General features: G+C 51.4%; 26 protein-coding genes. 9 read left to right on the top strand and 17 right to left on the bottom strand.

The annotated features are described in order from the left end of the window. Window positions 1–94: 94 nt before the first annotated feature. Window positions 95–646, bottom strand: a complete 552-nt coding sequence (locus tag B156_RS30365) for a transposase (protein WP_157627053.1) — start codon at window positions 644–646, stop codon at window positions 95–97. Continuing rightward, window positions 598–816, bottom strand: coding sequence for an IS5 family transposase (locus B156_RS30360; RefSeq protein WP_018620585.1), 219 nt, complete (start codon window positions 814–816; stop codon window positions 598–600). Before B156_RS30360 ends, B156_RS30365 begins: the two co-directional genes overlap by 49 nt. Window positions 817–1385: 569 nt before the next feature. Here B156_RS30360 and B156_RS0116710 point away from each other — a divergent pair. The 5 genes from B156_RS0116710 to B156_RS0116685 all read left to right on the top strand — a co-directional run bounded on the left by B156_RS0116710 (window position 1386) and on the right by B156_RS0116685 (window position 4993). Continuing rightward, window positions 1386–1883: a hypothetical protein gene (locus B156_RS0116710; RefSeq protein WP_018620907.1), complete on the top strand. Its 498-nt coding sequence runs from the start codon at window positions 1386–1388 to the stop codon at window positions 1881–1883. Between the two features lie 298 nt (window positions 1884–2181). Then, on the top strand, window positions 2182–2808 hold the full coding sequence (locus B156_RS0116700; protein ID WP_018620905.1) for an AlbA family DNA-binding domain-containing protein: 627 nt from the start codon (window positions 2182–2184) through the stop codon (window positions 2806–2808). A 24-nt stretch (window positions 2809–2832) separates the two neighbouring features. Then, window positions 2833–3759 carry an oxygen-dependent coproporphyrinogen oxidase gene (gene hemF / locus B156_RS0116695; protein WP_018620904.1) on the top strand — a complete coding sequence of 309 codons (927 nt, stop codon included), beginning with the start codon at window positions 2833–2835 and terminating at the stop codon, window positions 3757–3759. 113 nt (window positions 3760–3872) lie between these two features. Beyond that, a complete protein-coding gene (locus B156_RS0116690) occupies window positions 3873–4157 on the top strand; it encodes a hypothetical protein (protein WP_018620903.1) in 285 nt (94 codons plus the stop codon). Window positions 4158–4519: 362 nt separating this feature from the next. After that, complete coding sequence (locus B156_RS0116685; protein ID WP_026260873.1) at window positions 4520–4993, top strand: FKBP-type peptidyl-prolyl cis-trans isomerase; 474 nt, start codon at window positions 4520–4522, stop codon at window positions 4991–4993. Between the two features lie 56 nt (window positions 4994–5049). On the opposite strand, the gene B156_RS0116680 is transcribed toward B156_RS0116685, so the two are convergent. The 3 genes from B156_RS0116680 to B156_RS0116675 form a co-directional block, all read right to left on the bottom strand. Beyond that, the gene (locus B156_RS0116680) at window positions 5050–6333 is read right to left on the bottom strand and encodes an MFS transporter (RefSeq protein ID WP_018620901.1); all 1284 of its coding nucleotides are present in this window, start codon (window positions 6331–6333) and stop codon (window positions 5050–5052) included. Between the two features lie 403 nt (window positions 6334–6736). Next, on the bottom strand, window positions 6737–6865 hold the full coding sequence (locus B156_RS32405; RefSeq protein WP_281167512.1) for a hypothetical protein: 129 nt from the start codon (window positions 6863–6865) through the stop codon (window positions 6737–6739). A gap of 426 nt (window positions 6866–7291) precedes the next feature. After that, window positions 7292–8002, bottom strand: coding sequence for a DUF2461 domain-containing protein (locus B156_RS0116675; protein ID WP_026260872.1), 711 nt, complete (start codon window positions 8000–8002; stop codon window positions 7292–7294). Between the two features lie 248 nt (window positions 8003–8250). Between B156_RS0116675 and B156_RS0116670 the strand changes: the two genes are divergently transcribed. After that, window positions 8251–8685, top strand: a complete 435-nt coding sequence (locus tag B156_RS0116670; RefSeq protein WP_018620899.1) for a DoxX family protein — start codon at window positions 8251–8253, stop codon at window positions 8683–8685. A 23-nt stretch (window positions 8686–8708) separates the two neighbouring features. On the opposite strand, the gene B156_RS0116665 is transcribed toward B156_RS0116670, so the two are convergent. The 5 genes from B156_RS0116665 to B156_RS0116645 form a co-directional block, all read right to left on the bottom strand. Then, window positions 8709–9761, bottom strand: coding sequence for a spore photoproduct lyase family protein (locus tag B156_RS0116665; RefSeq protein WP_018620898.1), 1053 nt, complete (start codon window positions 9759–9761; stop codon window positions 8709–8711). 89 nt (window positions 9762–9850) lie between these two features. Beyond that, window positions 9851–10699, bottom strand: coding sequence for an ATP-binding cassette domain-containing protein (locus B156_RS0116660; RefSeq protein ID WP_018620897.1), 849 nt, complete (start codon window positions 10697–10699; stop codon window positions 9851–9853). Next, complete coding sequence (gene modB / locus B156_RS0116655) at window positions 10696–11361, bottom strand: molybdate ABC transporter permease subunit (RefSeq protein WP_018620896.1); 666 nt, start codon at window positions 11359–11361, stop codon at window positions 10696–10698. Before modB ends, B156_RS0116660 begins: the two co-directional genes overlap by 4 nt. Window positions 11362–11379: 18 nt before the next feature. Continuing rightward, window positions 11380–12123: a molybdate ABC transporter substrate-binding protein gene (gene modA / locus B156_RS0116650; RefSeq protein WP_018620895.1), complete on the bottom strand. Its 744-nt coding sequence runs from the start codon at window positions 12121–12123 to the stop codon at window positions 11380–11382. 31 nt (window positions 12124–12154) lie between these two features. Next, on the bottom strand, window positions 12155–12670 hold the full coding sequence (locus B156_RS0116645) for a molybdopterin-dependent oxidoreductase (RefSeq protein ID WP_018620894.1): 516 nt from the start codon (window positions 12668–12670) through the stop codon (window positions 12155–12157). A 335-nt stretch (window positions 12671–13005) separates the two neighbouring features. On the opposite strand from B156_RS0116645, the gene B156_RS0116640 reads away from it, so the two are divergent. From B156_RS0116640 to B156_RS0116630, 3 genes are all read left to right on the top strand, one after another. Beyond that, window positions 13006–15297 (top strand): molybdopterin oxidoreductase family protein, encoded by a 2292-nt coding sequence (locus B156_RS0116640; RefSeq protein ID WP_018620893.1) that lies wholly within the window; start codon window positions 13006–13008, stop codon window positions 15295–15297. 13 nt (window positions 15298–15310) lie between these two features. Beyond that, on the top strand, window positions 15311–15769 hold the full coding sequence (locus B156_RS0116635; RefSeq protein ID WP_018620892.1) for a hypothetical protein: 459 nt from the start codon (window positions 15311–15313) through the stop codon (window positions 15767–15769). A gap of 85 nt (window positions 15770–15854) precedes the next feature. Then, window positions 15855–16916, top strand: a complete 1062-nt coding sequence (locus tag B156_RS0116630; protein WP_018620891.1) for a tellurite resistance/C4-dicarboxylate transporter family protein — start codon at window positions 15855–15857, stop codon at window positions 16914–16916. A gap of 57 nt (window positions 16917–16973) precedes the next feature. On the opposite strand, the gene B156_RS0116625 is transcribed toward B156_RS0116630, so the two are convergent. From B156_RS0116625 to B156_RS0116595, 7 genes are all read right to left on the bottom strand, one after another. Then, window positions 16974–18254 (bottom strand): sensor histidine kinase, encoded by a 1281-nt coding sequence (locus tag B156_RS0116625; protein WP_018620890.1) that lies wholly within the window; start codon window positions 18252–18254, stop codon window positions 16974–16976. Window positions 18255–18345: 91 nt separating this feature from the next. Continuing rightward, a complete protein-coding gene (locus tag B156_RS0116620; RefSeq protein ID WP_018620889.1) occupies window positions 18346–19749 on the bottom strand; it encodes a sigma-54-dependent transcriptional regulator in 1404 nt (467 codons plus the stop codon). Window positions 19750–19823: 74 nt separating this feature from the next. Then, window positions 19824–20978, bottom strand: coding sequence for an ABC transporter permease (locus tag B156_RS0116615; RefSeq protein WP_018620888.1), 1155 nt, complete (start codon window positions 20976–20978; stop codon window positions 19824–19826). A gap of 5 nt (window positions 20979–20983) precedes the next feature. Then, window positions 20984–22231, bottom strand: coding sequence for an ABC transporter permease (locus B156_RS0116610; protein ID WP_018620887.1), 1248 nt, complete (start codon window positions 22229–22231; stop codon window positions 20984–20986). An 82-nt stretch (window positions 22232–22313) separates the two neighbouring features. Next, window positions 22314–22991 carry an ABC transporter ATP-binding protein gene (locus B156_RS0116605; RefSeq protein ID WP_018620886.1) on the bottom strand — a complete coding sequence of 226 codons (678 nt, stop codon included), beginning with the start codon at window positions 22989–22991 and terminating at the stop codon, window positions 22314–22316. 107 nt (window positions 22992–23098) lie between these two features. Beyond that, on the bottom strand, window positions 23099–24583 hold the full coding sequence (locus tag B156_RS29330) for a TolC family protein (RefSeq protein ID WP_018620885.1): 1485 nt from the start codon (window positions 24581–24583) through the stop codon (window positions 23099–23101). After that, window positions 24580–25842 carry an efflux RND transporter periplasmic adaptor subunit gene (locus tag B156_RS0116595; RefSeq protein WP_018620884.1) on the bottom strand — a complete coding sequence of 421 codons (1263 nt, stop codon included), beginning with the start codon at window positions 25840–25842 and terminating at the stop codon, window positions 24580–24582. Before B156_RS0116595 ends, B156_RS29330 begins: the two co-directional genes overlap by 4 nt. Between the last annotated feature and the right edge of the window lie 99 nt (window positions 25843–25941).

Genomic DNA, 25941 nt, shown 5'->3' with positions numbered 1-25941 from the left:
TTTAGAGCCTGTTTAAAAATGCTTGAGCATCCGGTTAATGTTGGATAAATAGACGAAGGACTCGTGAGAAGTTACGCCACACTCATAGTCTTTACTAAGCCGCCGAGACCAATTCATCCAGGCAAAAGTTCGTTCCACCTTCCAGCGCATGGGCACCACCGCACCGGCGGCCCGGCTGGAAGCCGCCCAACTCACTCACTTTCACCACTTCCAAGATGTAGCCCAGTGACGTTTTAACCCAACGGGCCAACTCCTTACCGTAGGCACTATCAGCCAGTATTTTACTCATCCGATCATACCCCTGTCGGGCAAGCGCAGTCAGTACCAGACGAGCTGCTGGACTGTCATGTTGATTGGCGGCATGAACCACTACTACCAGAACCAGTCCCAGCGTATCGACGACGATGTGCCGTTTTCGTCCGTTCACCTTTTTATTTCCGTCGAATCCTTTCGGCACTACACCCCATTCACTACACTTAACACTCTGGGAATCAATCACACCAAGACTAGGTGATTTTTCCCGATTCGCATCCTTTCGCCTGCGTTCTACTAGCGATTTGTTGAGTCGTTCCCAGCCGGGCCGCCGGAGCGGTGCCATCATTGCGCCATCGCTTCGGCGCTCCGATTCCAGAAGTAATAGTAGCACAAGGGCCAGGGTGGCAGATCATTGGGCATCAGTCGCCACTGACAGCCGGTTTTGGTCAAATACAGTAGCGCGTTAAGGATGGCACGCAGTGAATATTTGCGTTTACGCTTGTCAGCCAGGATTTCTTCAATAACTTGCCAGGCAGAATCAGTCAGGTCTGTGGGGTACATCTTTGCCGGGCCGCCGTTGCGGTCGGATTAACCCACAAGATAGGCTGATTCTACTTTTTTAAGCTTACATGCCCGTTTTTAAACAGGCTCTTACTTTATTATATGATTTTTTGTTTAACTCTGAAAAAGTTAACTGATTGTTTTACAGGCAGTTTTGATAGTTCGTTAGGTCGTATTTTAGCGTAGGTTCTGGAGTCTCCGTCTCCACACAATTCACCACTCCTCAGCACACATTTGTGTTGAGGAGTTTTATTTTTTATACGGTAGTAACAACAGCACGAAATTGTTGTGCAGGAAATGCATCCATTTTATTTCGTCACCAAAATAAAGCGCATTAATTGGCTGATTTATTTGATTTAATTACCCCTTTTGTTTTCATTCAATACGGGCCATTTTTCATAAAAATTCCAGAAAATATAGTATCCATTGAGGTACATTTTTATTATTTATACGAAAAAACAGCTGAATAGAATAAAAAACCAGTGTTAATCAAATCGATTGCCTTATTTAGTAGTAAGACTTATTATATTTGCGTTTTCAGTATCCCAGAACTTAACATATATTATCGAATGAAAGCAAAGCAAATTCGATTCTTTTCTCAAAACGAGAATAGCGAAACCAAACAGAGCAAGACGAAAACGGAAGCTAAACCTACGCCAGCTACCGGCTATATTTCAACAGCCGGCAAGGTTGTATTTCCGAATAAAACAATCGATCAATTAGGATTCGATCCGCAGGATAGCTGGTTTAAAGTAGGTACGCAGGAAGGCAAGCGGAAAATAAAATCGCTCTTTCTGGTTCCCGGTACCAGCGGGCAGGAGGAAGTATTCGAACTGGAGAAAGCCGCTAAAAGTTACAGCATTTCGCTGCCTTATATTCTTCAGAAAGGGGGTATCGATTATTCCAATACCAAACATACATTTACGGTTAAACCATTTGATTATGATGGTAATGTACAGGGATTTGAATTGAAATTAGCCAGCGACACCCCAAAAGCAGCGTATACCGGAAAGCCCCGCGGCCGTAAGCGTGCTGCCGCAACTGCGGAGCAAAATACGGTTACTTAATCCGTTTTCAGTCTAAAGTATAAACGAAGCGAATAAAAACGCAGGACGTTGTGTCCTGCGTTTTTATTCGCTTCGTTTATACTATGGTACCCTTAATAAAAAAAACTAGTAACCCTACCAAGGAAGTAGACAATCATTACCCCGAAATCAGTACGAAACCGGCTGATAATTTCTTTACAGAAAAAACAATGGCCGTATTAGTTCCGCCTAAACTACGCTATTTTCGTCCGTTAACAATTGATGCTGCCAGTCCAAAAATTAGTTGGAAACAACACGGGCTACAAGCAGTTTTCTGACTATGGATCGCAGTCAACTGGACGAATTAATTGCACAGGGTGAACATACCCGTTTAGAATTTAAACGTCAGCTTTCGGCAGCCAGCCGGATAGCCCGCACGCTGGCTGCTTTTGCCAATACATCGGGAGGAATCTTGCTGATTGGTATTGCTGATGATGGTAAAATAAAGGGCGTTTCATCGGAATTTAAGGAAGTCGAAAAACTTGAAGATGCCACCGACCGATTGATTCAGCCAGCCCTGTCCGTCAGTTATGAAAGGCTGTCGCCCGATGGCCGGATTGTCCTGATCATTACCGTTCCCGAGAGTACCGAAAAACCCCACTATCTCGTTGATGATTCAGGTAAACGGACGATTTATGTTCGGGCAAAAGACAAATCAATCCCAACGAATAATCTGATTATTACCGCCGATACTGCCAATCGGGAATTATTAAAATCGCCCATGGCCCGCACGTTGATTCAATACCTGCGAAAAAACGATTTTATCACCGCCGACCGCTTTGCCAAACTCATCAACATTTCAGCCTATCGGGCGGGCAAACTACTGCGTCAACTGGCGGAGCGGGGGCTGCTGCTGCTCATCGATAAACCTCGTCCGGTACGCTACGCCCTCAAGCTGTCGGAGTAATCCTGTTGTATCTTTGTGCTGCATATGACATCAGAACAGACACTAACGAAAGAAACCATTTCGGCGGCCTTCATGGAGTTGCAGGACCGGATCTGTCAGGCACTCGAAAAAGCAGATGGTACCGGCACATTTCGGGAAGATGCCTGGCAACGACCGGGTGGTGGTGGTGGCCGCTCACGTACCCTCACAGAAGGCACTATTATCGAGAAAGGGGGCGTCGGTTTTTCGGCGGTACACGGCGAAGCAACGGAAGCGACGCTGCGTGCGCTGAACATAACGAATTCGCCCGCCGAAGCACCGCCTACGTTCTACGCAACGGGGGTTTCCATTGTGCTGCACCCGCGCAACCCACTAGTGCCCATTATTCACATGAACGTTCGGTATTTTGAGATGAGTACCGGACACAACTGGTTTGGTGGAGGCATTGACCTCACTCCGCATTACGTGTTGGCCGACGATGCCCGGTGGTTTCACCAGTCCCTAAAAACGGTTTGTGACCGCCATAGTGCCGACTACTATCCAAAATTCAAGCCCTGGGCCGATGACTATTTTTACATTCCGCACCGGCAGGAAACACGGGGTGTTGGCGGCATCTTTTTCGATTACCTGAAACCAGAGCATGCTGCGCACAAAGCCGATCTGTTTGCCTTCGTTCTGGATATCGGAAATAGCTTCGCTCCTATCTATACGCACTTCATGCAGCAGAATTACCAGTTGCCTTTTGGCGAGCGTGAAAAAAACTGGCAGCTGCTGCGTCGGGGCCGGTACGTGGAGTTCAACCTGGTTTGGGACCGGGGTACCCGGTTTGGCCTGGAAACAAACGGGCGTACCGAGTCCATTTTAATGAGTATGCCCCCACAGGCCAACTGGATTTACGATTTCAATCCCGAACCCGGCAGCCGGGAGGAAGAAACGCTGCTCTTACTCCGTAAGGGAGTAGCGTGGGTTTGACCCGTACAGAAAGACCATCACCGTTCGATAAATGCCCTTGCCATAACGCTGTCCAATGACAGTAGCTTTATGAGCGTTTACCCGTTTTCGGTGCTTTCCTTACTGGTTTATCCATGACATTTTTCCGGGTCTTATGGGCCTTCGATGGTGCCCTGGCACTCATCTTCCTCGGTTTCTTTTTTGTTGGCCTGGCCGATGGCAGCGTTTCCTCGTTCAATGCCGGATTGTGGTTCCTGATACTGGGGGGTTTGGGAGCAATCCTGCTGGGTAGCTACTGGCTACAGACTCATCAGCAACAGCGCTGGGCAACGGCGTTATTATGCGTGCTGGCCATACCTGGTCTATTGGCTGGTCTGTTTTTTCTGCTCATGCTGATTACGAACCCCCGCTGGAATTAAAACGACAGGAAACCAGGCAAATCGCCCGGTGGAATTACCTATTCTGTGCCCGCCCCGATGGTCAGAAAGTCGGGGGAGAATGACAACAACTGGCGCAGACTGTACAGGCTACGCTGAATGATTTCGGTACCCATCAATTCCCTACTACCAATAATCGACTAACTACCTTATCCGGGTAGGGTACTCACTCCGTTAATAACTGGTGCCGAACAGGTTAACGCGTTTCCTATCGTGAGCTATTCCTGGAAAGCGGATAAAACCGGCACGAATACCGTCCGTACGTGAACTGAATGGACCGGAACGGCTGTTCCGACAGTCAGTCTGCAACGAATAAAATAAGCCTGCCCGCTGGGCTGTTACGAATGAAAAAATATGGATTTATCCTGCTGCTCTGCGCCCTGTTCCTGGGTGGTTGCCAGCAAGCCGACACACCCTGCACCCAAACCACCGTTACAACCGAAGCTCCACTCGAAGAGGTTTCCACCTTGAAGCAGTATATCGAAACGAACAATATCAATGCCACTGCCGATAAGCGGGGCTTTTATTATAGTGTTCAGAAGGCCGGGTCGGGCACAAAGCCAACCGTGTGCTCCAGCGTAACGGTCAATTACGCGGGCAAACTAACAAATGGCGAGGAGTTCGATAGTGGCAGGGGCGTTAGCTTCGGATTGAATCAACTCATCGTTGGCTGGCAGGAAGGAATTCCGCTGGTGGCACCCGGTGGCAGTATCACGCTTTACCTGCCGCCCAGCCTGGCCTACGGTTCGCAGGAGCAGAATGGCATTCCGGCAAACTCCATTCTGGTGTTCACCATCGACCTGATTAAGGTCAATTAATGGGCCAATCCGGTCAGGTCGTTGATAACTTGGGGATTGCGGTTCCGTACTCCAGTTTATGCCAGCCTGACCGATGCCGACTCCGGGGTTTCAAGTGAGGCCGGTTTTTTCACTGCTATAAGGGTAATGATTGCCGCCAGAAACAGGGACCCCGCCATGAAAAGGTAGGAAGCCCCAAACCCACCGGTTGTACCGTTCAGATAACCGACAATGTAGGCACCAATAAAGGAACCCAGCGCTCCGAAACTGTTGATAAGGGCCATAGCTCCCCCCGCCACATTTCGGGGCAGAATTTCGGGGATGATTGCAAAAAAAGGACCGTATGGGGCGTACATAGCCCCCCCGGCCAGGATGAGCAACACAAACGATAGCCAGAAGTTATCCGGGCCAACCAGGTAAGACCCGTAAAAGGCAACAGCCCCCACCAGCAGAAAAGGCCAGACGAAGGCTTTCCGGTTCAGGGTTTTATCCGAAAAATACGAAGCTCCCAGCATACCAATAATGGCCAGTACGTACGGCACTGCGGATAGCCAGCCGGTTTTGACGATGTTCATATCGGGAGCCGCATTCAGGATGGACGGTAGCCACATAACGAACCCGTATACGCCGATACTCCACAACGCGTACTGGAAACTCAGCAAAATAACGACGCGGGATTTAAACGCTTCAGCATAATTTTTAACGGGTTTTATCCCCTGCTGCTCCTTTTCCAGCTGGACCGCCAGTCCCTGTTTTTCGGGCCGGGTGAGCCAGCTGGCATCCTCAGGTTTATCGTCTACCAGCCGCCACCAGAAAAAAGCCCAGATTATGGCAGGAAGCCCTTCCAGGATGAACATCCATCGCCAGCCCACCGCCTGAATAAGATAACCCGACAGCACCGACATCCACAGAATAGTGACCGGGTTACCCAGAATCAGAAATGTATTTGCCTGCGACCGCTCCTTTTTGGTGAACCACCGACTCAGAAAAAGCAGCATGGCCGGCATCACCGCACTTTCGACCACGCCCAGCATGAAGCGAATACCAATCAGGGCGTTTACGTTGCTGATTATACCGGTGGCCATAGCCAGCCCTCCCCACAAAATAAGCGACCAGAATATGAGTTTTTTGGCAGACCGGTTCTCGGCGTACACCGCCCCCGGAACCTGGAAGAAGAAATAACCCAGGAAGAAAAGCGAGCCCAACAGCGACGACATCGCGGGCGTGATATGCAGATCTTCTGCCATACCGCTGGCAGCCCCGAACCCAAAATTGGCCCGGTCCAGGTACGCCAGACTATAGGTGATAAAAGCGACAGGCAGCAGTCGATACCAACGGGATTGTGCCAGTAGTTTGTCCATGTACAGTTACCTCGATTATTAGGCTACTGGTGCTGATGTACACCATACCATTGTCCCTATAAAGGAACAAGGCAGGGTCACTCTACTGAAAAGTAAAGGACTACTTCTGTTGCCGTAAAAAGTGCAGGAATTGAACCAGATCTATGGGGGCAGTTGTAACCCACTGTACAGGAGGCTACCAACCAACGAAAGACCGAACAACCTTAATTGTCCGGAGGTAAAAACCGGTAGGGAGTAGCAGAACCAGTTGCGCTGAAGGACAGCGTTAGCGGGGCATGTGTTTGTTTACCAGAGGCAGTCCAAAACAGCCCGGGCCAGCAACGGTGCTGAAACGCAGGAATGAAACCCGGAGCCGGGTTCAGACACCGTTGAGGGAATGCTCAAAACGTGTTACCGTAAGCCTCTAAAAGACGAGATTGGAAACACCATACCAGAAAAGAGCGGTAGCTCCCACCAGAACAGTCCAGGCGGTTGCCTTTTGTACATCTGCCGTTGTAAGGGTAGTAGTAACAATGATACGAATCTTAAACATGATACAGTTTGGGAGTTAGTGTATACTGTACTAAAGCAAAGTTCGTACCAGAAAAAAAGGTCGATTTACCGAATTGATACCGTTAAAAAGATAAATAGAAATAAACGTAAAAAATATTTATTACCTGGTACGACCGACGGTAAATAAACGAAGTTAAATCATCACACACAAAATATATTAATAAACAAATATTTTCTATTAATTATAATATACTATCTACTAGTAACTTAAAGTAATAGACTAGACTAGTTATGTCAAGAAAAACGGTATGATTATCCATTCAGACTGTACCATATCATCATATTTCAACTGGGTTTCGTCCAGAAAAAGGGGTAGAGTCTATAAACTTTTCGGATAAGCTAGCCGCACCAGACACACGGGAGGTACATAAGGCTCTGGGTTGGCAAAACCCCAGGACTGCCAACGCTACAACGTAGGTCCTTCCTCTTTCTCATCGAAAAAGAGATAATTTAACAGATCACAGTAGGGCTTTATAAGCCGGCAACCCTGTACAATATCATCGGCAAAGTTGGGTTTCAGCACCTCTTTATCCGTGAAGCGATGCATAAAGAACAATTCCTTCCGACGCAGCAATTCTATTTCGGGATGATCTGCAGGGTATCCTTTAGGCGTTGTTTTCATCACCTCGCCGGATGCTTCGGGGAAATACTCTGAAAACGCATCGGCTTCAATGATAGCTTTCAACTCGGCGGCATTGTAGTCCACTTCCTGCCGAAACTTGGCCAGGTTAGCCGGGGTGGGATTCCACATGCCCGCGCCCAAAAACGATTTATTTCCCGGCTGGATATGCACGTAGTAATCAATCCGGCCGGAGTGCCGCCCGCCGGGACCAATGGCAAACGCCAGATTCGATTTATAAGGGGCTTTATCTTTGGCGAATCGGATGTCGCGGTTTATGCGAAAGACACAGTCTTTTACGGCAGTATTGGCCAGCGGCTCAAAGGGACTTAACCCCGCCAGCACCCGTTCTACCACGGTGAATAGTTCGGCTTTGGCAGCCTCATAACGAGGGCGATTGGCGTGGAACCACTCCCGGTTATTATTAGTAACCAGGTCACGCATGAATGTTAGTGTAGGAGCCGTGAAGGACGCTTTTGAGGTAGATTTAGTTTTCATAACCACCCCAAAGATAAGGGTATTCGGTACACTCACTGTTGGCTGACGCATGTCTTTTTAGGCTGATGCGTTGGCCAACAATACACCGTATACCGAACACCACTGTTGGCCGTACGTCAGGGGCATCGGGCTGGGTACTGCGCAGGGCTGTTTCATTCCTTTTTCAGGCACTAACTAGCTAAAAATCAGCTTGCTTTTTCGCACCCATCCTTTTATATTCGTTCAGGAATCTCTAAACTCGTATAGCTATGAACGTATTAAATCGCGTCGAACACTGGGGCGACACCCATCACCCCGCCTGGACCGATGGCCTGCGCATTGTACTGGGCATTATTCTGGTGCTGAAGGGAGTGAGTTTTATTAGTGATACCGCTTACCTGGCCAACCTGGTAGGAGGGCTACATTTCAGCCTGTGGCCGGTAATGATTGTCCATTACGTTGCCTTCGCGCATTTGATGGGCGGACTGCTGATTGCCCTGGGTTGCCTGACCCGTCTGATGGTGCTGTTACAGCTTCCGATACTGGTTGGTGCCCTTTTCTTTGTAAACATCCGGCAGGGTTTCTCGCCCCTGAATTCGGAGCTGTGGTTGTCAGCTTTCGTCCTTACGCTGCTGCTGTTGTTTCTGGTCATCGGTTCCGGCCGTTTCTCGATGGACGAGTACGTAAAACAACATAGCCATTAAACCCCATGAGGCCGCTCGTGCGGTCAGAAGATATAACGAATGGTACACCAGGGTATCTCGTCCCGCAGCAGTTGTTCAAAAACGGTTATCATCTGCCGTTTCATCTGGTGCCGGTACCGGATATTCCAGCCGCCAAACTGACTTACCTTACTTTCCTGCAACGCTGGTGCCCACAGTAGCTCTTCTGCCTTAGGGTTGATAGCCAGGTTAGCCTGATGCTGCCATTGGTTGTGCGTCAGGAAGATAACTTCGCACTGAAGTTGCGCCTGCACATCGGGCCGAACAGCCGCTTCGAGCTGGCGAAACAGGTCACGGTAGTCATTACGCCACGCTTTCGGGTCGCCATCAGTACCACTATACACGATGACGGGGGAAAAATTAACGTGTACTTCGTACCCCGCATCGTAAAAATCGTTGATGGCCGCCAGCCGTTTTTCGATACTATCGGTACGCACATCGACCAGTTTACTCACATGACTGGGCATCAAACTAAACCGGATTCGGACTTTGCGCTGTGGGTTGAAATCGAGCAGGGCGGGGTTTACAAATTTGGTGGCAAACGTGGCCTTGGCCCGGGGATGGTCGCGGTAAAAGGAAAATACCTGCTCAATACCATCCGTCAGACCATAGTCGATGGATATATCGGAGTTACAGCCAATATCATACGTCCAGTAGGCTGGGTCGGTCTGGTTGGCAGGTTTAGGCCAGTCCAAAGCGTTCACGTGGGCATCAACGCTTGCCAGGTTCTCGTCAATGTTGGTAAACAGGGTAATGGGATTCACGTTTTTGTGCCGGTCCACGTAACAATAGGTACAGGCGCCAAAACAGCCATTGGCCAGACTTGGCGCGATATAATCCGAGCTTCGGCCACTCCATTTTATGTCCTGCGTTTTGAGTTTTCCCAGCACCAGCACATCGGATTTCACCTTGAAGTGGTTCATGCCCAACTCCGGCAGTCGGTTGTGCTGCTTTATCTGCAGCGTTTCAGCATCCGGAAAACGGGTCCGTACTGCTTCGCCCCGTTCGTTGAGCGCGTCGGCGGTATAGAGTATCAAAGAGGGATTAAAGTCGGGCATTAGGTACGTTGAGAGTCGTACATATAAAACACCCCATCGCCATCAATAGTTCACTACCATACCCATATAAGCATCTGAATATAAGCGGCTTATAAATTAAAACCGCCATTTGTACGTTGCGTTTTCCCCGCTAGTTGCACCTCATCCCCTACCTTAAATTGACTCCAGGCCGGATTGGTCGATTGCAGCCGTGAATTGGCCGTTTCAATGACCCACACCTGCCGGTTTTCGTCGTACTCAATCTGCTTAATGCGCTCGTGCATCAATGGATCGGGCATACGGCTTCCAATCCGTTCATCCGTTTGAACGTGGCCCTCTACCAGGCGAATAACCCGGTCGGCCAGTGCCTGAACATCCGCATCATGGTGACTAACCAGCAGCGTGGTCGTTTGCCATTGCTGATGGAGTTTTACCAGCACCTGCTGTAGTTGGTGACTGGAGTGAGTATCCAGTGCAGCAAACGGTTCATCCAGCAGCAAAAGTCGGGGCCGCCGTACCAGTGCCCGGGCCAGTGCTACCCGTTGCCGCTGCCCCCCCGACAACCGGCCCGGCTTCCGGTTGAGGAATGGTTCCAGACCCGTCCCCTCGATCAACTCCTCTACGAGTCCCGGCTGCCCGCCCGGGGCTGCATAGGCAATATTCTCCCGGACAGTCATATTCGGAAAGAGGGCCGTATCCTGAAACACAAATCCGATGGCCCGTTGCTGAGGGGGTAGGTTGACACCCTCCTCTTTGTCATACCACACGGCTCCATCGACCGTGATTCGGCCCGAGCGGGGCGTTTCCAATCCAGCCAACAGCCGCAGCAGGGTAGTTTTCCCGGAACCAGATGGGCCGACCAAAGCCGTTAGGCCACCCAACTCCAGTTCAATCTGCACGTTGAGTTCGGTGGCTCCTTCGGCAAACAGACGCGGTAGTATTACATCAATGTGAATCATACCGTTACGCGTTTATTGATCCCGTACACCAGCAGCAGGATGGCGAAGGAAATCGCCAGCAACAGGGCAGCATAGGCGTGGGCGGTATCGAAGTGCAGCAGTTCAACCTCGTCATAAATGGCAATAGAGGCTACTCTGGTCTGACCGGGCAGGTTCCCTCCTATCATCAGCACCAGGCCAAACTCGCCAATGGTATGGGCAAACGTCAGCACAATGCCCGTCAGCAGGGCGGGTTTGCAGTTGGGCAACAGCACCCGAACTATCGTTCTGACCGGCGACTGCCCCAGCGTGTAGGATGCCTCACGCCAGGAAACGGGCAGGTTTTCCAGCCCCGCCTGAATGGGATGCACCATAAACGGCAAGCTGTACAGCAACGACGCCACCACCAGCCCCTCGAACGAAAAAATCAGTTGCAGATCAACCGTTTGTAGCAACCAGGCCCCAAACGCACTGGTCGGACTGAACGCGAGTAGCAGGTAAAACCCCACGACCGATGGCGGCAACACCAGCGGCAGGCTGATGAGGGCTTCGACCATCGGTTTGAGCCTGAACCGGCTCAGCGCCAGCCAACTCGCCAGCGGTATACCAATCAGCAGCAGTAGTAAGGTGGTGATGCCAGCCAGGCGTAATGTCAGCCAGATGGGGTCCCAGTCGATGGGCATGAGCTAGTGGGTATTAAATCAGGATGCGGGCGAACGGTAGCCAAACTGTTGCAAAATACGTCGGGCATCCGGACTACGCAAAAACTGCACAAACTGTCGGGCCGCTTTGGACTGGCCCGTCCGCTTGAGTATGACTACGCCCTGCGCAATGGGTGAATACCCCGTGGTGGGGAGGTCAATCCAGTGCCCGCGTTTGGTGAGTGTTGGGTCCAGCACCACCGATTTGGCCGTAAATCCAACCTCAGCCGCCCCCGTCAATACGTACTGATTCACCTGTGCAATACTTTCGCCATACACAATCTTGGCCTTTACCGGGTCCAGTCGTTTTCTGTATTTGAGGAAGGAAACAGCCGCTTTGCCGTAGGGAGCCGTAGCCGGATTGGCAATGGCAATATGCCGAACAGCGGGGTTTGCCAATACGCGCAGATCGGCATTGAGGGGCAGGTCACTCAGGGTCCATACTACCAGCGAACCATAGGCATATACCACCGGCGCGGCTGTTGTCAATCCTGCTTCGTGTAACGTTTGGGGGTATTCCATATCGGCCGATAGAAAAACGTCGTACGGGGCACCCTGCTGAATCTGGGTTGTAAGCTTACCGGATGAACTAACAATCAATTCCAGTGGCGTGCCGGTCTTTTTCTGAAAGGCCACTTTCAATTGTTCAATAACAAACTGTGCGTTGGCAGCCACCGCCACCCGAAGGGGTTGCGCGAACAGGGTAAAAGGGCAAAAAAGAAGCAGAATAAGTAGTTTTTTCATGCGTGATGGTATCCATTTTATACCGGTCAATTCAGAGAGCCAATCGTACCTCGATTGATTTTACGTTCCTAACCCAGCGGGTTGGCCTTTTTTCTTCGGGTACCACCACCCGATACGGCCCCGCACCCGGCACTAACGGTGCGCCATCCACGGCGTCGGCCAGCAAAATGGTCTGAGTAGCAAAATCAGGATCGAGTTCGGGGAGCGCAAACAGCACCTCATACTCATCTGCCCCTTTGACCAACACAAATTTCCGCAGGTTTTTCCCTCTCAATTCGCCCCCCAGCGGAGTTCCCGCCTGTTTGAGGAGGTCAACCAGTGCCACGCCTGCATACCGGTGTTCTTTGCCATCGTGGTCCTTAGCTGTCACCTCGATGTGAGGCATGCTCTTCACCTCCGTTTCCTGAAGTGTAATCGGTTTCGTTACGTCGCCGGAAATGGTCAATACCGCCTGGGCCCAACTCCGCATTGGTACAGCCCAAAGTATGATGAGCAGGATTAAAACGGCCCGGTTGGTTAAGAAAATGCGTACTGGCAGGTTTTTCATACGGTAGCCGGAAGGTAGCGTTATATCCGTACAAATATAACGTCCTCCCCGACAAGTCAGTCATCTTTAGTCATGACCAAATCGTTGCCGTAACTACTATTCCTCAAGGAGTAAGGCTGCGCTTCGCAGCCATGCATCAGACCATATAGCCTGGGCCGTTGGCTAACTACTCACTCCAGTAATAACACCAGGCCCGCCTGACCCGGTTACTCTCAGAGCCAATCTGGTTTAGTGATTGGACTGGTACCCCTGGCTAAGGACGCCTTGTCAGGCCAAAGCGATTAACGCCAATAGCTTCTCAGACTCGTATTTCTTTTCTGCTTTTACAGACCCGTATGGAACAGACCCGCGACAGTATTAAGGACATTTGGGGTGAGCGAAAACCTTACGAAGGCCATTGGCCCGTACGAGTCGATGAAAAAACCGAAGAAGAGCCGGATCATTGGGTGCAGTCGGCCTGCGTGTTATGCTCCAATGGTTGCGGTATGGACATTGGCGTGAAAGACGGCCGGATTGTGGGCGTGCGGGGCCGGGCTGTCGATGCCGTCAATCATGGGCGGCTTGGCCCCAAAGGGCTCCACGGCTGGGTGGCTAACAACAGCCAGGACCGACTTACCAAACCCCTGATTCGTCGTAATGGTAAACTGGAAGAGGCTAGCTGGGATGAAGCTATGGACCTGATGGTTCAGCGTTCCAAGGATATCATCAGCAAAAAAACAGCGCTGGGTATCGGATTTTATACCAGCGGACAGCTCTTCCTGGAAGAGTACTACACCCTGGGGGTACTGGGAAAGGCGGGACTGGGAACACCCCACATGGACGGAAACACCCGCCTGTGCACGGCTACGGCCGCAGCCGCGCTAAAAGTTTCGTTTGGGTCCGATGGGCAGCCCGGCTCCTATACCGACCTCGATACGACCGAAGCCATCCTGCACATAGGCCATAATATAGCCTCTCAGCAAACCGTCCTGTGGATGCGGATTCTGGACCGCTTAGCCGGTAAAAATCCGCCCAAACTAGTAGTCATTGACCCTCGGGAGACCTTCACGGCCAGGAAAGCAACCGTTCACCTGGCTCCCAGGGTCGGTACGAACGTGCCGGTTATGAATGGCCTGCTGAATTTGATCATTCAGGCGGGCCACATTAACCAGGACTTTATAGATGCCCACACGATTGGCTTCGAGGAGTTAAAAGAAATCGTTTCGCACTGGTCGCCGGAGCGTGTTGAAGCGCTTACGGGCGTACCGGCCGGGAAACTTCGGGAAGCCGCTCAGATACTGGGAACGGCTAAAACGCTGGTTTCTACGGTTCTTCAGGGTGTTTACCAGTCCATGCAGGCTACGGCAGCTGCTGTGCAGGTCAACAACCTGCATCTGATTCGTGGCCTGATTGGCCATCCGGGCAGTGGTATTTACCAGATGAACGGGCAGCCCACGGCTCAGAACACGCGCGAATGCGGAGCGGATGGTGACCTGCCTGCTTTCCGGAACTGGGGAAACAAGGCGCATATCGAACAGTTGGCCACGCTCTGGAATATCGACTCCGACATCATTCCGCACTGGTCGCCCCCAACCCATGCCATGCAAATCTGGCGGTACGCCGAGAAAGGCTCCATCAACATGCTGTGGATTAGCGGGACCAATCCGGCCGTTTCCCTGCCCCAGTTGGAACGTGTCCGTTCGATTTTGCAACAGGAGAACCTGTTCGTTGTGGTGCAGGATGCCTTTATGACTGAAACCGCTAAGTATGCCGATGTCGTGCTTCCGGCGGCTATCTGGGGCGAAAAAACCGGCACATTCACCAATGTGGACCGGACGGTCCATATATCGCACAAAGCTGTTGACCCACCGGGCGAAGCTAAACCTGATTTCGAAATTTTCCTGGATTACGCCCGACGGATGGATTTTCGGGATAAAGACGGCGGCCCGCTCATAAAATGGAAAACTCCCGAAGAATGCTTTGAAGCGTGGAAAGAATGCACCCGCGGCCGACCCTGCGATTATACTGGCATGAGCTACGCTAAACTGAGTGAAGGCAGCGGGATTCAATGGCCCTGCAACGAGCAGTATCCTGATGGCAAACATCATCTGTACGAGGACGGGGTTTTCAATACCAATGTTGATTACTGCGAGACCTACGGCCACGACCTGGTAACGGGCGCGGCTGTTACCCAGGAGGAATACAAGGCTAAAGACCCAAAGGGTAAAGCGTTCCTGAAGGGTGTGGACTATGAGCCTCCGCACGAAGAACCCGACGAGGAGTATCCGCTCTGGCTTACTACGGGTCGGCTGGTGTACCATTTCCATACCCGAACCAAAACGGGCCGGTCGAGACAACTCAATGAAGCAGCCCCGGACGCGTTCGTGCAGGTATCCGACGAAGATGCCGCGCGCTACGGCCTGAAAACCGGTGATATGGTTGAGGTAGCTTCCCGGCGGGGTACGGTCACTGAACCCGTGCTGGTGGGCGATATTGAGCCGGGGCTGGTGTTTATTCCCTTTCATTACGGCTATTGGGATGAACCCGGTCGAAAACGGGCGGCCAATGAGTTAACCATTACCGAATGGGATGCTGTCAGCAAGCAGCCCCACTACAAATATGCCGCCGTGCGTATCCGTAAAATCTAACCCGAGCTCAGCTATGCATATCGGTAACTACATTGCGCTGGCGCATGACAGCGAACAGGAACTGACCAAAGCACTCAGGCAAGTGGCAGATCACCACAAAGACGAACCTGATATTGAACAGGTCTGCCAGTTGCTGGCTACCTGGTCGGAAAAGCACGTAAACGAGCTAAAACCCTTTGTTGAGCGCTATTCGGAGGAGAAAAGCGATGAGCCGGAACGCCTGATGCAGTCTCTCTTCGACGAGCCCCGTAGCGGAGGGCTTGCCCTGCTGCGGGATCTGCACGATTTGTGGCTGATGGCCAATGAAGCTGAACTGTGCTGGATTGTGCTTTCTCAGGCAGCGCAGGGGTTGCACGATAAAGAACTGGAAGAGGCCTGTGCCCGGTTTCGGGACGACACCAAACGGCAGTTGGCCTTTTTGCTGACCCGCATCAAGGTAGCCGCTCCACAAACCCTGATCGCGGCTGATTAGCCAGCAACTTCCGACTGATTCGTCCTATTATTCTGCCGGGTTACGGCCCTGCCGAAAATTGGCGGAGCCGTAATCAATTATGAGCATGAGTGTTAGCTCCAGGTTAAAAGCAGGTATTAAACCGTTGTTTCCAGCCTACTTTGCTTTGGTGATGGCCACGGGTATCGTCTCGACCGGAGCCAACTTGTTCCACCTGTCGCTGGTCAGCAGTGTGTTGTTCTGGATTAACAATGTAGAATATGGACTGTTGTTTATCCTGTTCGGCATTCGTTTTTTTGGCTTTTTCCCGGCGCTACGGGCTGATCTGGCTTCTCATGAGAAAGGGGCTGGCTTTTTCACTGTGGTAGCGGGTTCCTGCATTCTGGGAACCCAATACGCACTGGTTAAGCATACTTATCTGCCAGCCACCCTGCTCTGGTTGTTTGCTCTGGCGGTATGGTTGCTCCTGCTTTATTCTTTTTTAACGCTTGTCATAACACAAACCGAAAAGCCGCCCGTCGAAAAAGGCATTAGTGGCGTTTGGCTGCTCCTGGTTGTCGCTACGCAATCGCTGGTCATACTGGGCGCCACCCTGGCCCCGCACTTGACCGTTTGGACGGAGGCTTTCCTGTTTTTTGCCCTTTCGGCTTATTTCCTGGGACTTGTTTTTTATCTTATTCTCATCACCCTGATCGTGTATCGGCTGGCCTTTTTGCCACTCGATGCCGAATCGTTTAAGCCGCCTTACTGGATAATGATGGGGGCTGCTGCGATTAGTACCCTTTCCGGCGTTACGGTAATTCAGAACCTGGATACGACGGGCCTGTTTCAGGCGTTTAAGCCGGTGCTGACCGGGATGAGTCTGCTTACCTGGGCTACCAGTACCGGCTGGATTCCCCTGCTCGTTGTACTTAGTATCTGGCGGTATACGGTAAAAAAAGTTAAGCTGACGTACCATCCGCAGTACTGGGCCTTTGTTTTCTGCGTGGGTATGTATTCAGTGTGTACCTGGCACCTGGCAGATTATATAGCAACACCTTACCTGAAACGTATTGCTGGTCTTTTCCTATACGTTTCGCTGGCGGCCTGGCTGCTTACCTTCCTGTCTATGTGTATCGGTATCGTACAATCACTTACCTCGTCTTTAAAGAACAATGACTCTTTATAAATTGACTGCGAGACCACTTTACTGGTTTCTGCCCTGCAAGGCTACGCCACCCGGCCGTTACTTAAACTCAATCCGGAATTCCGTCCAGCCGTCATCATTGGTTTTAAGCGAAAACGAAAACTGGTGGTTGAGCAGAACTTCGCGGGTGAGGGTCAAGCCAATACCCTGTCCTTCCGGCCTGGTGCTATAAAAGGGATTGAACAGGTTAGCGGCAATGGCATCGGGAATAGGTTGCCCATTGTCCCGGATACGGAGAACGGGTGCGGTCATCAGTACCTCGACACACTGGCCCGGTTCGCAGGCTTCGAGGGCGTTCTTAATAACATTGACCAGTACCTGCTCCATCTGTTCAACATCAATGGACAGTAGCACACTCTCCTCGGCTTCGCACCGAAGCACAACCCCACGGGCCCCGGCCTGAGGTTGCATGAGTCGCACAACATCCCGGACAATCTTGCCCAGATCGGTGGTGCGCCGGTGGGGCTGGGGCAGGCGCACCACATCGGCAAATCGGCGCATGAAGCCATTCAGACGGTTGTTACGGTCCAGGGCTACCTGCATGGCGTGCAGCACGTCGGGTTCCTGAATGTACGCCATGGCACTGTCCAGAATGGAATTAACGGCACCAATAGAATTATTCACTTCGTGGGCCATCATCCGGATTACTTTGCTGTACGCTTTCTTTTCGGCTACCAACAGCTCCGGTGTCAGCTCCTCAATCATCAGAAAAGACCGCCGGAAGCCCCGGTCCATGAAGGTAGAACGCAGAATCTTATAGGTTTCCAGGCCATTGGGCTTCATCAACCGGGAGTCGCCGTCGGCCATATCGGCCAGCTGGGCCAGTAAGGAATACCCCAGCTCCCCCAGCTCTTTACCCACCACATCGGCAGACGACACTGACAGCAGTTGACTGGCCCTGGGGTTAATGGAGGCAATACGCCCGTCGAAATCAAAAATCAGGATAGCAATGGGCGCGGCCTCTATGAGTTTTTCCAGAAAAAACTGCTGTTCCACCTGCCGGGTACGCTCCTGCCGAAGCTGGTCAATCATCAGGTTATACACGGTGATTAGCTCATCTATTTCCCGGTTTCCCGTCGGCACAAACTTAACGGTAAAGTCCTTATCACGAATAGCTTCAATACCCGACGCAATGAATGCCGACGGTTGCTGAAATGCCCGGTAGATCTGGATGGCAACGTACCCTGATAGTACTATGGCTACTTCCGATCCAATAAACAGGAGTTTGTTTTCCCGCAACAAGAGATACAGCAACCCACCAAGCAAGGCATGAAGAATACCGATGTAAAGCAGGTAACGGATGCGAAAAGGAAGGTACATAGATTATCGCAATGGGCGCACAGGTTTACGCAGTGGGTGCTGAGGTTTATATGGCGTGCTTCCCGTAACCTTTGCGCCCTTGCGGTAATAACTACTCCTCCGTATACGGAATGCCAAATTTCTCCAATCGACGGTAAAGTGCAAAACGCGTAATACCCAATGCCCGCGCCACTTTAGCTACCCGGTTCTGGTGAAAGACCATGGCCCGCTGAATCATCTGGTACTCCATTTGGTCCAGGGTCATGCTACCCACGTCGGGCAGGGAGCTGGCTGCAGTAGAAACTGACTCCCTGCCCGGCATGAGATTTTGCTCGAAATCATCTGGCTGCAATTCATTGCTGGTAGTTAACAGTACGGTGCGCTCAACGCCATTTTTCAACTGGCGAATGTTGCCCGGCAGGGGCAGGTTTTTAAGCCATGTCAGCGCCGGGGGGCTCATGCGCAGGTCGGGCCGGTTGTAAATCACTTTCAGATTGTCGACAAAATAGCTGGCCAGCAGCGGGATATCACCGGGACGTTCGCGCAGCGCGGGCAACCGAACGGTAATCAGGTTGATGCGGTAATATAAATCTTCGCGAAAATGCCCCTGGTGCACCATCTCCTCCAGATTCCGGTTGGTAGCACAAATAACCCGCACGTCCACCGTCCGGGATTTGCTGCTGCCCAGGGGCTCAAAGGTTCTGTCCTGTAATACCCGTAATAACTTTACCTGGCTGGCGGGGTCCAGATCACCAATTTCGTCCAGAAAGATAGACCCTTTGTGCGCCCGTTCAAACCGACCCGCCCTGTCGGTTTTAGCATCGGTAAAGGCACCCCGCACATGACCAAACAACTCACTCTCGAACAGGGTCGACGATATACCCCCCAGGTTGACTTTCACAAAGGGCTGGTGGCTGCGTCGGCTATTCTGGTGGATGGCTTCGGCAATAAGTTCTTTCCCCGTACCGCTTTCGCCCGTAATCAATACCGGCGCATCGGTGGGAGCTACGCGCCCAATAGTGGTCAGGATGGCCAGCAGCTTAGGGTCCTCCCCCACAATGTTGTCGAACCGAAACTGCTGGTCGAGTTGTCGACGGCTGGTCGAAACCGGGGTAACCTTGGCTAGATTCAGCGCCGTACGCACCGATTGCACGAGGTACTCGTTTTGCCAGGGTTTAGTGATAAAATCTTTCGCCCCCGCTTTCATCCCGGCCACGGCCAGATCAATACTCCCCCAACCCGTAATCAGAATCACGGGCACCTTGGGCAGCCGCTCCCGAAGCCGACGCAAAAGCCGCAGGCCATCGTCGCCGGAGGTATCGACGGAGAAGTTCATGTCGAGCAGGATCAGTTCCGGCGTTTCTTCGGTAATTACCTCAAACGCATCGAACGGTCCATCAGCCACCCGCACGGCAAAGCCTTCCTTCCGAAACAGCAGGGAAAGCGACGTCTGAATGGCGATATCGTCGTCGATGATCAGTAGAGACCGGTCCGCCGGTGCGGCAATACGTTGCATCTTGTCTTCCGGATGGTTTTTGGGCATCATTCTGTCTTCTTGCTGACGCATATGAGACGCAAGGTATTGCGTCTCTACTCCTCGTGCAAGGCCACTGCCGGTTGAATCAGGGCGGCCTGACGGCTGGGGAACAGGGCACAAAGGGTAACAATTCCGTAGATGATAGCGACGGATAGGCCAATAGCGGTTAGGTAAATGCTGGGTGGTACATCGAACACAGTCAACAGCGGAAACTGGGCAGCAAACAGCAGGCCTATCAATAGGGCAAACGTGGCCAGCACCCAGATTTCGCCAATAAACTGCGTGGAGATACCACTTCCCGTGGCACCTAAGGCCCGGCGAAGGCCAATCTCTCCCCGCCGGCGGGCAATGCTCAGATTCAATACGCCGAACAAACCCAGGGCGACGTTGATGAGCAGAAAGCCCGATACAATCGAGGCAATAGTTACCGGAACCAGCACCAGGTTATGCTGATTTTTCCGGGAGTCAGTTAAGTAATCTACTTCTACGCTCCAGCCCTTCACCATGGTGGCAATTTCTTTCACCAGTTGGGCTTCAAAAACGGCATCGGTACCAGGCTTCACTTTTATCAGCATGGTGTTATTCCAGGGCTGGTCGGCTTTTAACAACTCGAACATAGCCGGTTTATCGGTCATAAATTCGCCCTTCGCTTTAAACGTGTTCACCACACCCACCACCTTATACCGCTCGCTGATTATCTTGCCCAGCGGATTTTCGTCCTCGAAAAGGCCTTCTTTCGCCTTTTGATTGATGACAATCGGTACGTATTTACCAACGCTGTCCGTATTTCGGTACCAACTCCCGGTAACCGTCTGCATGGCAAGCGTTTTGGCAAACTCTTCATCGGTAGCATATATATCGACACTTACTTTCCGCTTATCGTATTCGACGCTGTTGCTCGTCTGGTAGGATGAAAAAGGAGAATTGGCGCTCATCCTGGACGCTGACTCTACGTCTGGATAGGCCTTCAGCTTTTGTAGAATCCGCTGTATCTTATTCGCGACTTCAGTAGTATCCTGATTATTTTTCAGACTAATTGCCCATACGTTTTCGTACGCAAAACCCAGGGGTTTCCGATAATTTCCAACGTTGATGACAATCAGCGTAGTCAGCCCAAAAAGTACCATAAATGACGCCCAGATTTCCACAATCATCAGGGAATGGCTTTTCTTTTTGTTCCAGATTAATTTAAACAAGTGAGTAATCATAGATATTAGGATTTAAGTGCGTCGGCAATGGACAGTTTCGCCATACGGAGTGCCGGTAATACCCCCGACAGGAGTCCGAAGATCAGACACACCAGCATGCTGATCAGGAATACCGTCAGGTTAATGGTGAGATCGGCGTAGGCAATCCAGCCGCTGGCATTTATCAGGTGAATGGTAATCAGTGTCAGTACCAGAGCGATACTGCCACCGATAAACGTAATAAAAATGTTCTCCACAATGAACTGCCAGACCAGCGTTTTCACGGGTGCGCCGAATGCTTTCCGAATACCAATTTCGGATGCCCGCTCCATAATGCGACTAACATTTACGTTCACCAGGTTGATGGCGGGTAACCCTAACAGCATGAACAGAACAAACCCGATGATGCCAAAAAATATAGTGCGCAAACCAGGGCCACCGCTCATAATGGGTCCGATAAAGTTTTCAGCATACGTCTCACTTCTTACTTCCACTTCCGCGTAATTATACCCATCCTGAACGCCCGGTACCGGAATGCGATTGATACGACTCTGAAACTCTTCCTGAATGCCTTTCATATCCGATTTGTTCGTAGCCAGTATCATCGCGACATACATCCCCCGCATACCGCTACTCTGGTAGTTACTTTTGGGTGTCGTGTACGGAAAAAAGACATCGGCGTAGGAGAACGGGCGCGTAAACGGGCTGCTTTTTACGACGCCAATTACTTTATAATGAATATTTTCAATCTCAATATCCTTCCCCACAACGGATTCATCCGTAGTATCGAAATACTGCCGTCTTAAATCGTTGGTAATAACCGCCACATGGTCGCCACTGGCAATATTCTGCTCGTTGTAGGGTTTTCCATCCAAAAACTCAAACTCGTTTACCCGCCAGAAATCGGCATCGGTAAACTTGGTGTTGAGTTTAATTTTCTGTGAGCCTACGTACGCGTTCGAGCTGTTGACAAACGTGCAGATTGTTACCCGTTCGGGAGTTTTCAGTGATTTGGCGTAGTCGGTCAAAAACCTAAAACTCATCGGTCCGGAGCTTTGCCCCGTCCGGGCCGAATCCCGTTGCACCATCTGCATGATGTACAGCGTCCGGTCCCGCTTGGTTTCGGGGTAATGCGCCCCGATGAGATGATCCACAAAGGAAGTCAGCACCATCAAAACGGTCAGCGTCAGGCTAATGCCGAAGAGGGTAATAAAGGTATAGAACGGATGCCGTAGCAAGACCTTCCAGGCAATTTTGATGTAGTTAGTTAGCATAATTCTGAATGATTGCGTGTTTGAATGATAGAATGATTGAGTAACTGAAGCAAAGCCACTCAGTCATTCTATCATTCAACATTTATAAAACCTGCGACCCGTCGAATAACCTTACCAGCCGGTGGGTGCGTTTAGCCATCTGTTCATCGTGGGTAACCATCACAATGGTTGTTCCAGTGTCATTCAGCCGTTGCAGGATGTTCATAATCTCGTTGCCCATCACACTGTCGAGGTTACCCGTTGGTTCATCGGCCAGAACAATATCCGGGTTGCCCACAATAGCCCGGGCAATGGCCACACGCTGTTTTTGTCCCCCTGATAACTGCTTCGGAAAATGCTTCATCCGGTTACTCAGCCCTACTTTTGCCAGTGCTTCTTTGGCGTATGCCTCACGTGGCTTACCGTTCGATGACCCTTCATTCCGGGACCGGTACAGCAGGGGAATTTCTACGTTATCCAGCACCGTCAGGTCGTTGATGAGGTGAAAGCTCTGAAAAATAAAGCCAATTTTCTGATTGCGCAGCCGGGCCAGTTCCTTATCGCGGTACTGCGTTACGGGTTGCCCGTCGAGTTGCACGGTTCCCTTTGAGGGTTCGTCCAGCAGGCCCATCACATTCAGCAGGGTACTCTTGCCACAACCCGACGGGCCCATGATGGACACAAACTCGCCCTTTTGAATGTTCAAATTGATGTTATTCAGGGCCAGCGTTTCGATGGTGCTGGTCCGGTATACTTTTTCGATGTTTTGGAGGGTGATCATTTTTGTTATTAATGAATTATAAGTGATGAATGAAGCTAAGACGTTTTTCAGGTCAAGAATGAAGAATAGAATGATTTGAGATGAATTAACTGATAGACAGCTATTCTTCATTCATTATTCTTCACTCCTTCCCCAATTTTCCGGTTTGTTTCAAAATCGTATAAGGTCAATAATCGAAGGGTGTAAAATGCCTGCCAGTAGTCGCGCAGGGCCAGGATGGCATCGCGCCGGGCGCGGTCTTTTTCCTGGGTGGCAATACCCAGATCCGTTACGCTGAGGTCGCTGAGTTTAAAGCGGTCCTGCGCAATCTGGTAGCGCTGCTGGCCTATCTGATCGGCCTGAGCCGTGAGGGTTACCTGCTCTTTTAACATCTGAAGTAAGGTTACCTGCGTAAAAATTTCCTGCTCAAAGGTTAGCTTATCCTGTTCTACCGTTTGCTGCGCCAGTTCCCGGTTGGCCTTCGCGGTTTCAACCAGTGACTGTGTTCGTCCCCAGGTCATAATGGGCAGTGTAAATTGAAGGGACACGTACTCGCGGTTCTGCGGCCGAACGTACACATCCAGGAGGTTGGGCCCCTGGTTCGATAGGCCATATCCAGCCACCAGTGTAGCATTCAGGCCATTATTTTTACGCGCTTTTTGCAGGTCCCGCTCCGCTTCCAGCAGTCGTCGCCGAAAGCCAATGGCACCCGACCGGTTCGCTACTGCTTCCTCAAAAGCCCGTTTACCATCCACCAAAAGGGCTGGGATCTGAGCAGGAATGGCCAGTTCGAGTGGGGGTGGCTGCCCGCCAACCTCCTCACGAATCCCAATGAACGTCCGGAGTCTAAGCGACACTACGGCCGCCGTTTGCCGCGCTGAGGCCAGGTCTTTCCGGGCATTGAGTACACTCAGTTGGAGTTGCAGCAGGTCGTTTTGCGAAATCTTTCCGAGGTCTACTTTATGCAGGGCAATCTGGTAGAGCGTATCGTTATTTACCCGGTTGGTTTCGGCAATCTGCAAATTAACCTGTGCGACCAGTAAATCGAAATACAGGGTAGTGGCCGTCAATGATACCTGTTCCCGGTTCTCGATAAACTGCTGTTTTCCTTCGGCGTATAGCAGCGGCTGAATCCGGCGGTCCCAGCGCATGGGGTTGAACTGAAACAGCGGCTGCGACAGACCGATACCGAACGGAATACCGTTGTAAAGCGTATTGGCCTGAATAAAATTATCGAATCGCTGGAGTTGCTTCTGCACAAAAATGGTTCCGCCCGTTGGGGCTATCGTCTGGCTGAGCGACAGGTTCAAAATCGAGTTGTTGTACGATACCGGTTCAAAGCGAATGTTGCCATCCGGCTGAACCACCTGCACGTACGAGTGGGTGAAGTTAGGCAGGGTGCCGTCCAGGCTAAGCTGGGGCTTAAACTGGGCCTGAAAAGCCCGGAACTGCCAGTAATTGGTACGCTTTTGGGTACTGGCCCGTTTGGCCGCTACGGACTGCTCCTGGGCCAGTTGCAGTACCTCAGCCAGCGTTATAGCCTTTGGCTGCGCCCATACCGGCGCAGTCGTTACCTGGTATAATCCAATTAGCAGATAGCAGATACGGTTCACAGCGGTTTCGGGTCAATCGTGATTTCTTCCAGGTGTTCGTACTGGCTCAGGTCGGTCAGGATAACCTGTTCTCCCACCCGAAGGCCCTGCTTTACTTCCACATAATCAAAGTTCGACAGGCCCGTTTCAATTTCCCGTCGCTGCGCTACCGGGGTACCCTTGGGCAATACATACACAAACTGCTTTCGCTTACCTTTAAAAGCTGGTCCGTTAGCTACGCGCACGGCTCTGGTTACCCGGTCGGTAATGACAAACACATCTACTTTCATGTTTGGCCGCAGGGAGGTATGGTGGCTGTTGTCCAGCTGGACCACAAACTGCACAATTCCATTTTTCACCGCGGGTTTCACCTGCGTAATCAGCCCGCGCAAACTGGTTTCATTGACTTTGACCGCCACGGGAAGGCCTATTTTAACCTGATCGGCATACACATCAGAACACGATCCCTCTACCCTAAAACTGGCTAAATCGGCCAGCTTTGCCAGCATCTCGCCCTCATTGACGGAGGTACCGATGTTCTCGTTGACCCAGGTCAATACGCCCGGCCGGTCGGCCACAATGTTGGCCTGATTAAGTTTGTGCGTCAGTTCTTTCAGGTTCTTTTCTTCAATCTGGGCCTGTAGGGTGGTTTCGCGCAGACTGGCACTCATGGACTGCCGGTTGTAGGCCAGGTCGTTCTCCAGCTGTTTTTTCTCCAGTTCCGCCACCCGGAGGGCATTATCGGCGCGGGTAACATCTTCGGTTGTATTACCGCCCACTTTATGCAGTCGCTTGGCGCCTTCCAGATCGGCCCGCAGCCGGTTGATGTTGAGCAGTTTTATCTGGTCATTTACTTCGGCATCGTACAGGCTTTTGTTTAATTTCATCCGCAGCTGGTCAATGCCGTTGCGTTTCAGGGCCAGTTGGTCGTTTAGTTTTTCCCGTTCTATTTCGGTCAGAGACTTGTCGAGGTCCAGAATCGCCTGCCCCGGTTTTACCGCCGTACCGGGGGTGAGCAGCACCCGCCGGATGCTGGCCCGAATGGGACTGGTATATACCTGCTCATACGCTGGAATGACTTCGCCCGAAGCGGTAATTGAATTTTCGACCGGACCAGTCTCCGCTGTTGCCGTCCGGATTTTACTGGCCTCAACCGATGTTTTGAGGGCCGTACGCATCCAGCCTATCGCCAGCAACAGCGCAGCAACGATCCCCACCCCAATGAGCAGGTTTCGATGGCGGTTGCGGCTGATAACTTCGGGAGCCAGTTCTTTATCCATTGACCAGGTTCTTTTTCCTGGATTAATGGCCAAACAACGTGCCAGTAGGTAGCACGCTTAAAATCAATAGCTTACCCTGATTTACAGTTAAGAAAAATG

Source organism: Spirosoma luteum DSM 19990 (assembly GCF_000374065.1).
GTDB lineage: Bacteria > Bacteroidota > Bacteroidia > Cytophagales > Spirosomataceae > Spirosoma > Spirosoma luteum.
The sequence above is the reverse complement of the archived record's forward strand: the minus strand, read 5'-3'. Positions and strand labels throughout refer to the sequence as shown.